The organism is Oceanobacter sp. 4_MG-2023 (genome assembly GCF_030689165.1).
GTDB lineage: Bacteria > Pseudomonadota > Gammaproteobacteria > Pseudomonadales > Oceanobacteraceae > Oceanobacter.
Genome location: NZ_JAUYVV010000005.1, coordinates 117,982 through 135,042, shown reverse-complemented (window position 1 = coordinate 135,042; position 17,061 = coordinate 117,982). Strand labels below are relative to the sequence as shown.

At 56.1% G+C, this 17,061-nt stretch carries 10 protein-coding genes; 4 read left to right on the top strand and 6 right to left on the bottom strand.

Annotated features, from left to right (window positions below; genetic code table 11):
• The first annotated feature begins 72 nt into the window (after positions 1–72).
• Both Q8W24_RS05865 and ligA read left to right on the top strand, forming a co-directional pair.
• Positions 73–1,287, top strand: a complete 1,215-nt coding sequence (locus Q8W24_RS05865) for a cell division protein ZipA C-terminal FtsZ-binding domain-containing protein (protein ID WP_305474703.1) — start codon at positions 73–75, stop codon at positions 1,285–1,287.
• A 72-nt stretch (positions 1,288–1,359) separates the two neighbouring features.
• Positions 1,360–3,432: an NAD-dependent DNA ligase LigA gene (gene ligA / locus Q8W24_RS05860; protein WP_303434021.1), complete on the top strand. Its 2,073-nt coding sequence runs from the start codon at positions 1,360–1,362 to the stop codon at positions 3,430–3,432.
• Between the two features lie 91 nt (positions 3,433–3,523).
• Here ligA and Q8W24_RS05855 read toward each other — a convergent pair whose 3' ends face one another.
• Genes Q8W24_RS05855 through Q8W24_RS05830 form a run of 6 tightly spaced genes read right to left on the bottom strand, consistent with a single transcriptional unit; the run spans position 3,524 to position 11,035 of the window.
• On the bottom strand, positions 3,524–5,380 hold the full coding sequence (locus tag Q8W24_RS05855) for a BatD family protein (RefSeq protein WP_305414829.1): 1,857 nt from the start codon (positions 5,378–5,380) through the stop codon (positions 3,524–3,526).
• A complete protein-coding gene (locus Q8W24_RS05850) occupies positions 5,374–7,392 on the bottom strand; it encodes a VWA domain-containing protein (protein ID WP_305474743.1) in 2,019 nt (672 codons plus the stop codon). Before Q8W24_RS05850 ends, Q8W24_RS05855 begins: the two co-directional genes overlap by 7 nt.
• A gap of 8 nt (positions 7,393–7,400) precedes the next feature.
• Positions 7,401–8,459 (bottom strand): VWA domain-containing protein, encoded by a 1,059-nt coding sequence (locus Q8W24_RS05845; RefSeq protein WP_305451324.1) that lies wholly within the window; start codon positions 8,457–8,459, stop codon positions 7,401–7,403.
• Complete coding sequence (locus tag Q8W24_RS05840; RefSeq protein ID WP_305474701.1) at positions 8,456–9,082, bottom strand: DUF4381 domain-containing protein; 627 nt, start codon at positions 9,080–9,082, stop codon at positions 8,456–8,458. The genes Q8W24_RS05845 and Q8W24_RS05840 overlap by 4 nt, the downstream gene beginning before the upstream one ends.
• Before the next feature lie 2 nt (positions 9,083–9,084).
• Positions 9,085–10,062, bottom strand: coding sequence for a DUF58 domain-containing protein (locus Q8W24_RS05835; protein ID WP_305474699.1), 978 nt, complete (start codon positions 10,060–10,062; stop codon positions 9,085–9,087).
• Positions 10,063–10,075: 13 nt separating this feature from the next.
• A complete protein-coding gene (locus Q8W24_RS05830) occupies positions 10,076–11,035 on the bottom strand; it encodes a MoxR family ATPase (protein ID WP_303434015.1) in 960 nt (319 codons plus the stop codon).
• A 221-nt stretch (positions 11,036–11,256) separates the two neighbouring features.
• On the opposite strand from Q8W24_RS05830, the gene Q8W24_RS05825 reads away from it, so the two are divergent.
• Positions 11,257–16,161 (top strand): NAD-glutamate dehydrogenase, encoded by a 4,905-nt coding sequence (locus Q8W24_RS05825; protein WP_305474697.1) that lies wholly within the window; start codon positions 11,257–11,259, stop codon positions 16,159–16,161.
• A 152-nt stretch (positions 16,162–16,313) separates the two neighbouring features.
• Complete coding sequence (locus tag Q8W24_RS05820) at positions 16,314–16,994, top strand: haloacid dehalogenase type II (RefSeq protein WP_305474694.1); 681 nt, start codon at positions 16,314–16,316, stop codon at positions 16,992–16,994.
• The last annotated feature ends 67 nt before the right edge of the window (positions 16,995–17,061 follow it).

Here is a 17,061-nt window from a genome sequence, read left to right as displayed (position 1 = left end):
CGGGCAACCTACAACGGGTTTTATGAGACACCAAATCCAGTTGCCCGATAATACACAGACGAAGAGGGCGTTATGGAACTGACCTGGAAAACGGTCATGATTTTGCTGGGGTTACTGGCAGTCGTGACGATCGTAGTGGATGGCATACGGCGAATGAAGCGTGCCCGGGCGATGGCACTGAAGCTGGACATCAACAAGAATTTCAAATTTCCGCAAGATAATCACAACCCTGAGTTACCGGGTGGGCGTTTTCGGGTAGTGGAGGATTCTGAATCCGAGGATGACCCGATAACGGCCAGCGACTCCGGCAATACAGACAACCCGGGGGATATCGACGCTTTTGTTCCCGAGGCCTGGGCCAGTGACCGTGACGATCTGGCTGCTCCCCGTACCGATGTTCTGGAACCCGAGACCGGGAGTACAGAAGAACAGGGCTTGCAAGACAATATTGAAAGCTGGCTGAATGCCCGTAGCCAGGAAATAGACCAGTCAACCGACGAGCAGCCACCGGCCGCCATCATCCCCAAAGCCCAGCCGGTGAATCTGGATGAATCCGTACCGCTGTTGATGACCGTCGAAGCGCTGGGTGAGCAGGAAGTGATTATCGAGCCAGAGGCCAGGACAGAAGAACAGGCGGCCATATCGACTGGGTACGAAACCAGTCATGAGGAAGCCGACACCACATTGGCTGACAGTCAGGCAGAGGACGACCAGCAGCCACATCTTGAAGATGAGATTGCCCTGCAAGAAGAACAGGGTGCGGATCAGGGCAGTGAGTTGATTATTTATGCTGGCGAGAATGCTGAACAGCTGTCCAGTCGCGCTGCAGCAGAAGTCGTACTGGTTGTGCACGCCCGTGCTCGGGATGAGGCAGGATTTTCCGGTCTGGCACTCTTACACCTGTTTGATGGCTGTGACCTGCGTTACGGCGAAGAAAAAATATTTCACCGCTTTGAAGAAGCCGACGGTCAGGGGGCGATCCAGTTTTCAATTGCCCAGACTTACGAACCCGGCATCTTTGATCCGGCCACCATGGCCGATGAGAATTTTGCCGGATTAACGTTCTTTTTAAGCCTGCCAGGTGCCAAGCGCCCGTTGGAAGCCTATCAGGCCATGTCTGAAATGGCGCGGCTGCTGGCCGATCACCTGAATGCCGAACTCAAGGATGGCACGCTCAGTACCTTTACCAAACAAACGGTAGAGCACGATCGTCAGCAAATTCTTGAATATGAACGTCGACAAGCACTGTTGGCCAAAAAACAGGCGGCAGCAGGCCGGCGGCGCTAGCGTCACCAGTGTGTACAACCCATTCCTTCAGGCGCGGCACGCACCGCGCCTGCCAGTGTGAGCCAGAAAGTCATGCCCTCCGATACCTCCCAAGACGTCGTGTTAGCAAACGAAGCCAGTATCCGTATTCAACAGCTGCGTCAGCAAATCAACGACCACAACTATCGTTATTACACTCTGGATGAAGCGCTGATTCCCGATGCCGAATACGACCGCCTGATGCGGGAGTTACAGCAGCTGGAAGCACAGTTCCCGGAGCTGGTTACCACAGACTCACCCACCCAGCGTGTCGGTGCCGAACCGTTATCATCGTTTGACCAGATCCGGCACGAAATGCCAATGCTGTCGCTGGATAACGCCATGAACGAAACAGAGTTCGCCGCGTTTTACCAGCGCCTGCAGGATCGACTGAAAACCACCACCGATATTGAACTGGTGTGTGAACCAAAGCTGGATGGTCTGGCGGTCAGCTTGCTGTATGAAAATGGCCTGTTGGTACGGGCGGCGACCCGTGGCGATGGCCAGACCGGTGAAGACATTAGCCGGAATGTCCGCACGATCAAGAATGTGCCCTTGCGCCTTCAAGGCGAGAACTGGCCGCAGCGTATCGAAGTCCGTGGCGAAGTCTATATGCCCAAGGCCGGCTTTGAGGCCTACAACGCCAAGGCCAGAGCCAGCGGCAGCAAGGTGTTTGCCAATCCACGTAATGCTGCCGCCGGCTCGTTGCGTCAGCTCGACTCTGCCATTACAGCACAACGGCCACTGGAATTTTGTGCCTACAGCGTTGGGATCGTCTCGGACGAATTTGAACTGGCGGCAACCCACCGGGGCGTGCTGGATCAGATTCAGGGGTGGGGTATCCGTATCAATCCGGAAACCCGTCTTGCCAGCGGTCTGGAACCGGCACTGCAATGCTATCGGCTGTTAGGTGAGAAACGCCATCAGCTGGACTATGAAATAGATGGTTCGGTATTCAAGGTAAACGATCTGGCTTTACAACAGCAGCTGGGCTTTGTGGCCCGGGCACCACGCTGGGCGATTGCCTTCAAGTTTCCGGCACTGGAGCAGATGACCCGTTTGATCGGGGTGGATTTTCAGGTTGGCCGCACTGGTGCTGTAACCCCTGTAGCCCGCCTGCAGCCAGTGCAAGTCGCAGGAGTTATCGTCAGTAATGCCACGCTGCACAATATGGACGAAGTCGCCCGGCTGGAAGTACGGATTGGGGATACCGTTATTATTCGTCGGGCCGGTGACGTGATTCCACAGATTGTTTCCGTGGTGATGGCAGAACGGCCGCCGCAGACCGAAGCGATTGTCATGCCTGATCGCTGTCCGGTGTGTGACTCGCTGATTGAAAAGGTCGCAGGCGAAGCCGTAGCTCGTTGTACTGGCGGGCTGGTATGTGCCGCACAACGCAAAGAAGCCATCAAGCACTTTGCCTCACGCAAGGCTCTGGATGTAGAAGGTCTGGGCGACAAACTGATAGAACAACTGGTGGCTGCCAACCTGATCGATTCTGTCGACGACCTGTTCCACCTGACACTGGAGCAGTTGTCGGGCCTGGAGCGAATGGGCGAGAAATCGGCCACCAATGTACTGGCGGCCCTCGACAAGGCCAGGCAGACCACTCTGGGACGGTTTTTGTATGCCCTGGGTATCCGGGAGGTCGGTGTGGTGACGGCGCAAAGTCTGGCCGATCACTTCGGCTTTTTGCAGGCGATTATGGATGCCAGTGTTGAACAACTGCTGGAGGTGTCCGATGTTGGCACCGTGGTGGCCAGTCATGTGGTCAACTTTTTTGCCGAAGCCCACAACCGGACGGTGATCGAGCAATTACAACAGGCCGGGCTGGTCTGGCCAGAAGCCGAACCGGTGCAGCCGTCAGAGGCCGATGCATTGCCTTTGGCCGGGCAAACCGCGGTGATTACCGGCACCCTGTCGGCCTTGTCCCGTGAGCAAGCCAAGGCACATTTGCAAACACTGGGAGTCAAGGTAACGGGCAGTGTATCGGCCAAAACCGATTTTCTGGTGGCGGGAGACAAGGCGGGTTCCAAATTGACCAAGGCCAATAATCTTGGCGTCAGTGTCTGGGATGAAGCCCGCCTGCTGGCTGTGTTGGCTGAGCATGGGCTGGTGGTCGAATAAAAACCGCCGGGCTACAGCCATCGTTATCTAGCGTTATCTATCGTTGGTTATTCCAGAACGTTATTTTTGGCTGTTATCTCAGGACGTTGTATCAGGATGGATACAGACTGTCGTGCAATGAACCGGAACCAGCCTGTGTGCGACCTTGCTGTTGACGCCAGTGTGTCAGCTGGCGCAGTAGCTGTTTGCCATCCAGGTTCGAACGGTCGTTTTCCGGTGCATACAAGCTGGCGTCCAGTTGCTGCAAGCTGCGAACCAGCTCAGGATCGCCAGCCCGGCTGGCCAGCTGATCGATACGGCTGATACCACTGCTCGCCATCTCTGTTGCCAGCCAGTTCAGTAGCGCGGCGCGTATTTCTCCCATGGTTCCCTGATTACACGCCCGTGTTAGCGTTGCCCAGCTGGCGGCCGGCGTTTTATCCCTGTTAACCGTTTGGTTGGCCTGTGTGGTTGGCTGTGGCGAGCGGAATTTCCACCAGTACAGCAACAACAGATGACTGCACAGCAGTAATAGCGCCACTACCCAGCCAATAATGCCGATGGTAGTCATACCCTGGGTGGTGGCAGCACCGGCCATTGTGGTGCCCGGGTTGGTATTGCTGAGAGCGGTGTTGTTATTAAGAGTCGTGCTGGCTGCACTGCTCTGGGATGGGGGCTGGTTGGCTGTCATCCCACTGGGTGCACCTGGGACAGTCTGGGCCGGGTCTGCTGATACCGTCACGGTACGCGCAGGCAGTGTGGCGTATTCCAGTTGATTGGTATGAGTGTTCCACCATGGCAAACGTATCTCCGGCAGGACGACGGTCCCTGCTGCTGTTGGCACCATGGCAATGGCTTGCTGGAACTGGCCACTGAAGCCGTGCTCCCCGGGGGTATCCTGATACTCTGACTGATCCGGGTACTGCTTCATGCCAGCCGGTTGGGGTAAATCGGGTAATACCACCTGGCTGGCCGACATGCCTTCGGTGCGGATAATCAACGTCCGGGTAATGGGCTCGCCAACCTGCCATTGGGTCGGGTCGGCACTGAACTGCTCCGTCAGGCTGAGCTGTTGGGCGGGTAGCCAGGGAGCAGCCGGATAGTTGGCAGGAATCGGCGAAATCTCCAGCTCCAGTGGCCGGGTCACGGCCGAAATCATGGTGCGCTGACGGTCCCAGGGGTCGTTGCCGTTTTGCACAATTCCCAGAGCCTGAAAACGTTGCCCGGGAATCACCAGGGTGCCCGCTTTTTCTGGATAAATCACATAACGCCGTTCGTAGACGCCGACCCGTTCACCATTAATCATGCTGGTGTAATGTTTCGGGTCTCCCAGCATCTCGACCCGAGCATCTTCTACCTGCAATTCACTGAGATTGGCATCGCGGTGATTAACGCGGTAATAAAGCTTTTCGGTGTAGAGGATTTGGCCCTGGACATAATATTCAGGTTGCTGGTCCAGCTGGATATCGAAAAATGCCTGCTGGCTGGCCTGTTCGCGCACGCTGTCGGACAGCGGCTTGACCGTAATGGTCAGAGGTTGACTGCGTTCACCTTTAAACTCAATCGCCGGAATGGTCAGGGCACCGGTACGTTTGGGCATCAGGGTCAGGGTCCATTCGGTGCGAGAGCTGCTTTCGCCATTGACCGAGCGCATGCTGTTCATGCGGTTGGGCCCTTGCACAATCTCAAAGTCTTGCCGGATGGCGCTCAGGTCGGGGGAACCAAAGAGTATTTGCGGATCGTGGGTCAGGGTCAGTTGCAGGGTTTCCTGTTCCGACAGCTGGCTGCGATCGACACTGGCGGTAAAGCTGTCGGCCAGCAGGCGCGGGCTGATCAGGAGCAGGGCTAGCAGTAGCCATAGCGAGTGCAGTGAACGAGCCGTGCCCCTTTGGTGGGCAGGGGTGGCTTTAGCTTGGGCTTGGGCGACAACGGGGCGGGCCATCAGCCGGAATTCTCGCTGATTTACCATAAAACATCCTCTGGCGGCTGATCTTTGGATTGCTGGGAATACTGATATAAAAACTTGCGTTGCAGCAGCTGGCCGGGCTGGTCGGGCACCCGGTTAAGCCATTGGCGCAGGCTGGCTTGTTCTTCTGGGCTCAAGTGTTCGAGGCTATCGCTGGGAATATCCCCAAGCGCGCGCTGTGGTGCCTGGTTGTTGGCTGGTGTGTCGTTGTTAGCCTGGTCTTTGTTGGTCTGGTCGTCGCTGGTCTGGTCGTCGGCGTCTTCTGGTGATGATTCCTGAGACGGCTGCTGATCCTGGCCGGGTTGCTGATCTGACTGGCCATCGTTATCGGCGTCAGACGGCGATTGCTCGCTGGGTTGTTCGCTGGATTGCTGTGGCTCGGAAGACGGCTCACCGGACTGATCGGCATTCTTTGAGGACGAGTCCGAGGACGGTTGATCCTGACCATTCTGACCATTCTGGCCCTGCTGGTTTTGCTGGTTTTGCTGGTCTTGTTGTTGTCCCTGATTATCCTGATCTTGCTGCTGATCCTGACTTTTCTGATCTTGCTGGTCCTGCTGCTGTTTCAGTGCCTGTTCAACTATCTCCCGGTTCTTGCGGGCATCTTCCATGTCGGGCTGCTGTTGCAGGGCATTGTCGTAGGCCGCCAAGGCATCCTCGTAGCGGCCCTGTTGCGCCAGTGCGTTGCCCAGATTGTAGTGGCCGGTGGCACTGGGGTCGTTGGCAAAAGCGTCGACCGCTGCCTGATAGTCACCGGCTCGATAGGCGGCGGTACCACGCCAGGCCGGGTCTTCAAACTTGCTGGCCGCGGCGGCCGGGTCGGTGTCCAGTAAGCGGGCACCCTGTTGATCCGGTGTTGACCACCAGTCTTGCCAGCGACTGCCAGTGTTGGCGCTGCTGTCGGTGGTTTCCGCATAGCCGGGTGGAGATGATAACAACCCGAGCGGCAAGAGTAAGACCAGGCACCAGCTGCTTAATACTCCTCGGCGGAATCCGGCCAGCGCCAGAGGCAATATGATCAGTAGCAACCAAAAGCCCTCATCCAGCCAGCGGTCGAAGGATGGCTGACTCTGACTGTGGTTCAGACTGTTGTTCTGGTCCGAGTGTTTTGCTTCAGGGTTGGTATGGGAATCCGGGGTTGCCGCTGCTGGTGTAACGGCTTGCCAGTCGTCGTCAAGCAAGCTGATGGCGTGCCAGGGAATACCCAGCTGTTGCTGTAATGCATCCAGTGGTCGGGTATCCAGACCTGGCAATACAATACTGCCGTTGCTGTCTTGTAAAAAGCCGCCGGAGGGCAGGGGAATCGGTGCCCCTTGAGGGCTGCCAAGGCTGATCACCCCAAGGTGGAAATGCCTTTGATCCAGCACCTGCTGGATGCGGTCAACGTCTCTGGGCTGGATACCGTCGGTAATCAGCAGCAGGTCAGCCCGCTGGTAGCCACTGTCTTGCACCAGTTGTTGTGCCAGCTCGATGGCGCGGTCCGGGCGGCTGCCCGGGCTGGGCATGATAAAAGGTGACAGCGCTGGAAGCAGGTTGGCAATGGTGCCGCTGTCGTTGGTGACCGGGGTGACGGTATGGGCGTCACCGGCGTAGGTGATCAGGGCGGTTTGTCCGTCCCGGCGGCTGTTGAGAATATCGGTGATTTTTTGCAACGCCCGTTCAGTCCGTGACGGCTTGATATCCTGGGCGGCCATGGAATACGACATATCCAGCAGAATCACCAGTATGTGTTGGTTCTTGTATACGGGTTGGGGCAGTTTCTCCCAGCTTGGCCCAGCCATGGCCAGAGTGGCCAGTAACCATCCCAGTGCCAGCCAGATCAGTCCGGGGCGGCGTCCCTGGGCCGGTTGCTGCTCCACCATATAGTCCAGCAGCTGTGGGTCCATCAGGGTTTGCCACTGGCCGGATTGCAGTTGGCGGCGATGGTTTTGCCACAGTAACAGGGCTGCTGGTAGCAGCAACCAAAGCCATTCAGGGCGCAGAAAATGAAAACTGGTCATCAGGTTAGAATCCATCACAACGGCTATTTACCTCGTGAACCGGCATGGCGCAGCCGCTGCTGCAGCGCGATAAAATCAACGCTGCGTGCCAGCGCCAGTAACAGCGATAACACCAGCGCCAGTCCTAGCGGCTGGTCGTACAGGCTGCGTTGTGGCCGGAATATTTCCGGGTCTTTTTCGGTTGGTTCCAGTTGGTCGATCAGCCCGTAAATCTGGTTCAGCTCGTCGATATTACGGGCACGAAAGAAAGTCCCGCCGGTTTGTCGGGCGATCTCGGTCAGAGTGGGCTCATCCAGATCGCGGGACGGGTTGACCCGACGATTACCAAACAGGCCGGGTACCACCATGGAGTCGGCTCCCAGGGCAATGGTGTAGATCCGTACCTGGTTGTCAGCGGCCAGGGCAGCGGCACGTAATGGTTCGATTTCGCCGGCGGTATTGGCCCCATCGGTCAGCAACACCATTACCCGGCTGTCGGCGGGATGACTGAGCAGGCGTTTGATGCCAAGACCAATGGCATCACCAATCGCGGTTTGCTCACCGGCGAGGCCAATCTGGGCTTCCAACAGATACTGGCGTACGGTCTGGCGGTCAAAGGTCAGTGGCGTCTGGATGTAGGCGTTGGAACCAAACAGAATCAGACCCAGCCGGTCGCCCTGACGTTGATCGATAAACTGCTCCACGACGTTTTTAACGGCGCTCAGGCGATCAACCTGCTGACCATTAATCACCATGTCTTCACGTTGCATGCTGCCGGAAATATCGACGGCCAATAACAGGTCTCGACCGCTGGTGGGCAGGGCAACAGCATCACCCAGTTGATAAGGTCGCGCCAGGGCCGTTACCAGCAAACACCAGATCAGACTGATACTCGCCAGAACCAGCCAGGCACTGGTGTGGCGCTGTTGATCATTGCTGTGTTGGCCAGTCCAGTCATCCAGCTGGCTGACGCGCAGGGCAGCCTGTTCCGGCTTGATGGCCGGGAGCAGGAAGCGGATCAGTAATGGCAGCGGCAACAGTACAAAGGCCCAGGGCCAGTACCATTCCAGTGAAGCCAGGGCATCAAGTGAAAACCAGTTCATCCGCGTGACTCCTGTTGCCGGGGGATAGGACGAGTGGCGGTCGTTTCCTGAATCGTTTGCGGCGCTGTTTCTGGGGCTGCTTCCGGGGCTGTAGCGTTGGCCAGCCAGTGAGTCAGATGCTGGTATAAGGTGTCCAGTTGTTCGTCACGAATATCAGTGAGCGGCGCGTAATGCCCGTGCTGTAGCAAGCGACTGTCGCTGCTGTCGAAAAGAGATTCCGCCTGGCGACCTTGTAAAAAAGTGAGCCAGGCCGCGCCATGTAACGTCATTGCCTCTGGGGCGTAATGCCGACACCAGAGTTTCAGTGTGGTTTGCAGGTCGGCAATATAACGCCCGGCCTGTTGATGCTGGTGCCAGTCGGCTCTGGCCTGTTGCAGCCGGGCCTGCAAAGCCTGCTGGATGGCCCGCTGTTTTTGCCGCTGCCGGTACGGTCGCCATAATTGCTGGTAGCCGACGTAGCAAGCCACCGCGACGGCGACCAGTACAACCAGTCCCAGCAGCCACCATCCCGGTGCGGGCCAGCTTGACACTGGATCGGGCAAGTGAATGTCGGCCAGTGGCAGTGAGGGAGCCGGACTGGCCAGTGGGTTGGTTGCGGCTGGTAGGGTAGGGCTGGTTGCCATGGTTAACCTCCTGTGACTTTGGTTAAACCCAACCCGGCCAGCAGGCTCGGTAACGGCTCGTCGGCGGTTGACAGGGTCAACAAGGGCATCTGCAGCCGCAGCATATGTTGCTGCAATTGCTGTTGCTGCTGCTCAAAGCGTTGCTGGTGGCTGTGCTGCTGGCGTTGTGAGGAGCTGTTAATCAGGTCACGGCGCTGGCCATTGGTCAGCGTCAGCCAGCCGCTGGCTGGCAAGCGGGCTTCAAGTGGGTCATAAATCTGGATCGCCGTCAGGTCGCAATGGCGACTGAGGGTGAACAGCTGTGCTTCGGCATCGGCATTCATGCCGTGCCAGTCACTGATAAAGTAGATACTGCTGCCGGGCTTGGCGATACGGCGTAAATGCAGGCACATATCGGTGATTCGTTGCTGGGGTGACGCCGGGGCTGAAGCTGGAACATGACTGCCCGGTGGCCGGGTGTCGTACAGGGTCGCCAGACTGTTGATAATGTGCAGTTGCTGACGCCGACCTGGCTTGGGCCGCAGATCGAGTTCGTCGTTATCATTAAACAGCAGGGCACCAAGGCGACTGCCTTCTGCGATGGCAGCCCAGCCCAGCAGGGCCGTCAGATCGGCAGCTAACAACTGTTTCAGCGTGCGGCGACTGCCAAAATTCATGCTGGCACGCAAGTCAGTGACCAGCAGGACCGGCCGTTCTTTTTCTTCCTGATAGACCTTGATATGTGGGCTACCCGTCCGGGCCGTGACGCGCCAGTCCATCGCCCGAATATCATCACCGGGCAGATACTGGCGGTTTTCGGCGTAGTCGAGGCCACGTCCTTTAACCCGTGATACATGGTTGCCTGCCCGACTGCTGAGTATCCGTTGCTGTTTTTTTAACGGGATATGGCGAGCCAGCTGGCTGAGACGAATCAGCTGGGCAGGGTTGAGCTGACTGCCGTGATGAAACAGGCTCAGGGTCGGGTCGTTGGAATAGCGCATGAGAGTCTGCCTGTCAGAGCACGGGAACCAGGGACAGCAGCGTATCGATCACCTGATCGGTCGTTTTGCCGCTGGCTTCAGCTTCAAAGCTCAGTATCAGGCGATGATGCAGAACATCGTGGGCGACTGCCTGGACATCATCCGGGCTGACGTAATCGCGGCCCTGTAACCAGGCGTGACTGCGGGCGCAGCGTTCAAGCGCGATGGTGCCACGGGGACTGGCGCCGTACTCAATCCAGTTGGCCAGCTCGGCGTTGTAACGGTCGGGGTTCCGGCTGGCCATCACCAGTTGCACAATATATTGCTCAACGGCTTCGCTCATATGTAACGACAACACTGCCTGGCGGGCGCTGAGAATATCTTGCTGGCTCAAGGCTGGCAGAGCGTCGGTTGGGTTATCCATGGCTTCGCCGCGGGCCAGCCGCAGGATTTTCAGCTCGGCGTCGGCATCCGGGTAATCGATCCGGACATGCATGATAAAACGGTCGAGCTGGGCTTCGGGCAGTGGGTAGGTGCCCTCTTGCTCAATCGGGTTCTGGGTGGCCATTACCAAAAACAGCGCCGGTAATGGCCGGGTGACACCGGCAACGGTTACTTGCCGTTCGGCCATGGCTTCGAGCAAGGCGCTTTGCACCTTGGCTGGTGCGCGGTTGATTTCGTCGGCCAGAATCAGGTTATGGAAAATCGGCCCGGGCTGAAACTCAAAATTATGGTGCTCGGGGCGGTAAATTTCGGTGCCGGTAATATCACCGGGCAGCAAGTCCGGAGTGAACTGGATACGTTTGAAATCGCCTTCCATGTTTTGCGCCAGGGCATTGATGGCCTTGGTTTTGGCCAGCCCCGGAGCACCTTCCACTAACAGATGTCCATCACTGAGCAGAGCAATCAGCAAACGGTCAACCAGATGAGGCTGGCCAATAATCTGGCGCTGCAAAGTGGTACGAAGACGTTGAAATCCTTCTTGCTGGGTCATGGAATATTCCTGTCATATTACGATTCAAAGCAATCAGAGCGGCCATGGATGACTGGCGAGAGTCGATGACGCTGTCGCTCAGATGGGGGCAGATGCAGTAAGTTCAAGCGCAGTGCAAGAATCACTGCGGCGATCGGATGGTTAGTAGCACGGATATCACGCAACTAATTGTCAGCAATGTTACTCTGAAGTAAACATGACGACCGAATTGGATAGTTCCCATGCTGACTGCCTTGCACAACACGATTATGGACCGCAATTCACCCACCCAGGCCGCGGTATTAAGCCGTTTTGCCGATATTTATTACGCTAACGCACCGGTCGACGAATGGCTTGTGCGTCCGATTGCCGATGTGTACGGGGCGACCCTGTCGAGTTGGCATTTTATTCAGCAGCGGCAAGCCAATGAAGTCAAGGTACGGGTATTTAACCCGGATCATGAGAATCACGGCTGGCAGTCGTTACACACTGTGGTGGAAGTGGTGTGTCAGGACATGCCGTTTCTGGTGGATTCCGTGCGGATGCAACTGAACGCCCATCAGATGTCGCTGCATACCATCCAGTACTGTGTGCTGCATGCTACGCGGGATCGCGATGGCCATCTGAATACCGAATCCGACTGGAGCCAGCCGGGTCAGGGCAAGGTAGCTGAAGCCATTATCTATATTGAGTTTGATCATCACTCCGACAAGGCCGTGCTGCAACACCTGACCGAATCGCTGCATTCGGTGCTGGAAGAAGTTCGCTGTTGCGTCGACAGCTTTGCTGCCATTACCCAGCGGCTTCACGTCGTGAGCGACCACCTGGCCAGTGTTCAGGTGGAGGGTGCCGAAGAGGGGCTGGCCTTTCTGCAATGGCTGGAAAAAGGCCACTTTACCTTTCTGGCTTCGGATGAATTCCATTTTGAACAGAAAGGCGACGACCGCTTTGTGGTGCGCGACAGTGAACAGGGGTTGGGCTCATTCCTGTTTCGCAACAAGACCGACCGGACGCGGCTGAAGCTGCACGACTTGTCGGACGAAATTCAGGAATTTATTACCGGCCGTTGCCCGGTCAGTTTTATGAAATCCGGCGTTCGCAGTCGTGTTCATCGTCCGGTATACCCTGATTATGTGGTGGTTAAACGTTATAACGACGATGGTGAGGTCATTGGCGGCGTGCGTTTTATGGGGCTGTATACCTCCATGGTGTATATCGAAAGCCCGAACAATATCCCTATCGTTCGTAACAAGTTGGCACAAGTACGGGCGCAGGCGGGATTTGACGCCGGCAGTCACAGCGGCAAAGAGCTGGATCGTATTCTGGAAGTGTACCCCCGTGATGAGTTGTTCCAGTCATCGGCGGAACAGCTGTACAAGACCGCCATCAGTATTCTGAATATCCAGGAACGGCGCCAGACCCGGGTTTACTTGCGTCGTGACACCTACAGCAAGTTTGTTTCCTGCCTGGTGTATGTGCCGCGGGACATTTACAACACCGAACTGCGGCAACGGATCGAAGGGGTGTTACAGGCCGAATTCGAGCCGCAAGATATTGAATCAACAACCTATTTTTCTGAGTCGGTACTGGCGCGGGCGCAGTACACCTTGCGGCTTGATCCGGAGCGCGACAACAGCTTTGACGATGCCCGGGTATCACGCAAAATCCGTCAGGTGGTGCGCTCGTGGCCGGATGATTTGCATGATGCGCTGATTGAACAGGTAGGAGAAGAGCTGGGCAATCGCCAGTATCACACCTACCGCACCGCCTTTCCGGCCGGTTATCGGGAAAGTTTTGGCGCCCGTACGGCGGTGGCCGATATCCAGCATATGGAATCCTTGCTGAAACAGCAGCCTGGCCAGCTGTCGATGAGTTTTTACCGTCAGCTGGAAGAAAATGGCGACCACTTGCGTTTCAAACTGTTTCATCGTGGTTCGATTCTGCCGCTGTCGGATGTGATTCCGGTACTGGAAAACCTGGGGTTGCGGGTACTGGGCGAACACCCGTACGAGATAGTTTGCCAGAATGGCGAAGTCGTCTGGATTCACAACTTTTTGCTGCAATATACCCTGGCCGACAGCATCAGTATTACCGATGTCAAAAACCTGTTTCAGGATTCGTTCCGTGCTACCTGGGAAGGTCGCTCAGAGAACGACGCCTTTAACCGGCTGGTATTGGGTGCCCAGATGGACTGGAAAGATATTGCCTTGTTGCGGGCCTACGCCCGTTATATGAAACAGATTCGTTTTGGCATATCGGAATCCTATATTGCCGAAACCCTGTGTCGTTATATCCCGCTCAGCACCTTGTTGGTGAAACTGTTTCATAGCCGTTTTGGTCTGGATCAGGACGGTGCCGAACAGCGGGAGACCGATACCGGCAGAATTGAACAGCAAATACTCGACAGTCTGGATGACGTGCGCCAGCTTAATGAAGATCGCACCATTCGTCGTTACTGTGAGCTGATCAAGGCCACCTTGCGCACCAACTTTTTCCAACTGGATGACGACGGCCAGACCAAGCCCTATATCGCCCTGAAAATGAACCCGGACTTGATCGGTGATATGCCGTTGCCGAAGCCGATGTTCGAGATTTTTGTTTACTCACCCGTGGTAGAAGGGGTGCACCTGCGTGGCGGCAAGGTGGCTCGTGGCGGCTTGCGCTGGTCTGATCGTATTGATGATTTCCGTACCGAAGTGCTGGGACTGGTCAAGGCGCAACAGGTCAAGAATGCCGTGATTGTGCCGGTCGGAGCCAAAGGGGGTTTTGTTGCCAAGCAGCTGCCCAAGGACGGTGGCCGTGATGCCGTTATGGCAGAAGGTATCCGCTGTTACAAGATTTTTGTCAGTGCACTGCTGGATGTCACCGACAACCTGGTTGAGGGTCAACCCTGCTCACCGGAAGGGGTTGTGTGCCACGATGGTAATGACCCTTACCTGGTGGTGGCGGCCGACAAGGGGACCGCAACATTTTCGGATATCGCCAACGAGATCGCCGTCAGTCGCGGCTTCTGGATGGGAGATGCCTTTGCCTCTGGTGGCTCGATTGGTTATGACCACAAGAAAATGGGCATCACCGCCCGGGGTGCCTGGGTGTCAGTACAGCGGCATTTTCGCGAACGTGGCCATAACGTGCAAGAGCAGGATGTGACGGTCGTTGGTATTGGGGATATGGCCGGGGATGTATTTGGCAACGGTATGTTGCAATCGGAGCATATTTGCCTGGTGGCGGCGTTTAACCATATGCATGTTTTTATCGACCCGACGCCGGATGCGAAAGCCAGCTTTGCAGAACGCAAGCGTCTGTTTGAATTACCACGATCTTCCTGGGCGGACTACAACAGCCAGCTGATTTCAAAAGGCGGCGGTGTCTTTTTGCGTTCCGCCAAAAGTATTGCCATATCCTTGCCGATGAAACAGCGCTTTGGCATTACCCAGGATCGTATGGCGCCCAATGATTTTATTCGGGTCTTGCTCAAGGCTCCGGTGGATCTGCTGTGGAATGGTGGCATTGGTACCTATATCAAAGCCAGTAGCGAACGCCATTCCGAAGTCGGCGACAAGGCCAATGACAGCCTGCGTATCGACGGCAAAGAAGTACGCGCCAAGGTCATTGGGGAAGGGGGCAACCTGGGAGTAACCCAACTGGGGCGGATTGAATTTGCCGAGCAGGGGGGAGCCAGCTATACCGACTTTATCGATAACGCTGGTGGAGTGGATTGCTCCGACCACGAAGTGAATATCAAGATCATGCTGAACGAGGTGCTTGATAACGGCGACCTCACCCGCAAGCAGCGTAATGCCATTTTTATGGAGTTGACCGACGATGTCGCCGAGCTGGTGCTGGCGAACAATTACCGTCAGACCCAGGCTATTTCGCTGGCCTACAAGGACTGCATGACCCGGCTGGACGAATACAGCCGCCTGATGAAAGCCTACGAAAGCCAGGGCAAACTCAACCGGGCGCTGGAATTTTTGCCCGATGACGATCAGCTTAACGAGCGCAAGAACTCCGGCTCTGGCCTGACCTTGCCCGAGTTGTCGGTACTGATTTCCTATACCAAGGCCGATCTGAAAGAACAGCTGAACTGCCCGGACATTTACGCCGACCCTTATGTGGCCGAGATTCTGACCACGGCGTTTCCACAGGCGCTGGACAAACGTTTTGGCGAGCAGTTAGGACGACATCGCCTGCACCAGGAAATCATCGCCACCCAGCTGGCCAACGATATGGTCAACTATATGGGCATCACCTTTATGCACCGGCTGCATAAATCTACCGGTGCCAGCATTGCCGATATTGCCCGTGCTTACGTTGCCGCCCGGGATATTTTTGCGCTGGAAAAACACTGGTTGCAGATCAACGAACTGGATTATCAAATCGGTACTGATATCCAGGAAGACATGATGGCGGAATTAATGCGGCTGGTACGCCGTGCGACCCGCTGGTTCTTGCGAAATCGTCGCTCGACCATTGATATTGCCAACGAAGTGGCCGCTTTTGGGCCAGCGGTGGAAGATATTGCCGCCAATCTGGGAGATATATTGCGGGGTTCATCCCTGGAGCGCTGGCAACGCAGCTATCAGGCCCGGGTTGACCGGGGTGTCCCCCAGAGTCTGGCCAGCTACACGGTGGGTGCCATCAATCTGTACTCAGCCCTCGGCATTATTGAAGCCGCCACCGAAACCGACCGCACCTTTGCGGAAGTGGCGGCGGCGTACTTCGATATTGGTGAACACTTGTCACTCAACTGGGTCGGGCAACAAATCAACACCCTGCCGACCAACAGCCATTGGGAAGCTCTGGCCAGAGAAAGTCTGCGCGATGATCTGGACTGGCAACAGCGCTCACTGACGATTGCCATTCTGGCCAGTAAAACCGCTGACGAAACCCTGATGGAGGCGTTACAACGTTGGCAAGGTGAGCAGGCTCTGATGTTTGGTCGCTGGCAAGGTATGCTGGCGGAATTACAAAGCGCTGATGTGGTGGAATTTGCCATGTTGACCGTGGCTCTGCGGGAATTACTGGATTTGGCGGAGGTCAGTCGTATCCAGTATGGTGATCGTACGGATAATGAGTCAGCCAGGGTTGTGTCCGGGGATAAGTTATCCGGAGACGAAAGTACGGTTAACAATACCGGTGCATAAGGGCATAACATAAAAAGTCGACGCTGATAAGTGATTCAGGCAGCCAGGTATGGTTGTCTGAATCTGCGGATAATCTGTATCTGATGGACAAACCGTTGCCTCAAACCTGGCCATCTCCTGCGCCTGGAGCGTGGTATAACCAGTGAGAAAATATGAATAACAAAACCATCCTGTTTGATATTAACGAAACCGTATTGGACCTGAGTGCCCTGAAACCCGGCTTTACCGAGGTCTTTGGCCACGAGAGTGCCTTGCCGTTATGGTTTTCGTTACTGCTGCACTCCTCAAACGTGTGTATCGCCACCAAAGTCAGCACCAACTTTGCTGAATTATCCGCCGCGATGCTGGACTCTGTGGCTGTGCGTTATGGCATTACCCTGACCGATGACCTGCGGGCCAAACTATTGGCCGGTTTCGCCAGCCTGCGTCCTCATGCGGATATAAAACCGGCACTGGCAACACTGCGGAGCCATGGTTTTCGCACCGTGGCCTTTTCCAATTCTTCATTAACCCTGATAGCCAATCAGATAAAAAACGCCGGTCTGGAAAGCTGTTTTGATGAGATTATATCGGTAGAAGAAACGGGCAGTTTCAAACCGGACCCGGCGGTATATCACTTTGCAGCGCAAAAACTGGCCGAACCCATCGCGTCCTTGCGACTGGTCGCTACCCACGACTGGGACACCCATGGAGCCTTGTCGGCAGGTATGCAAGCCGCCTATATCGACCGCTCCGGCATTCCTTATCATCCGTTTTATCGTCGCCCGGATATTGACGCCAGTAGCATGGATCAGATTGTTGCGGCCATTCTGCAGCACTCGCAAGGTCTGTAGTCAGCGGTCGCTAACAAACAGCGCAGAGGGCCGTATATTGCGGCTTCTGGCTGGACGCCTGGCTACT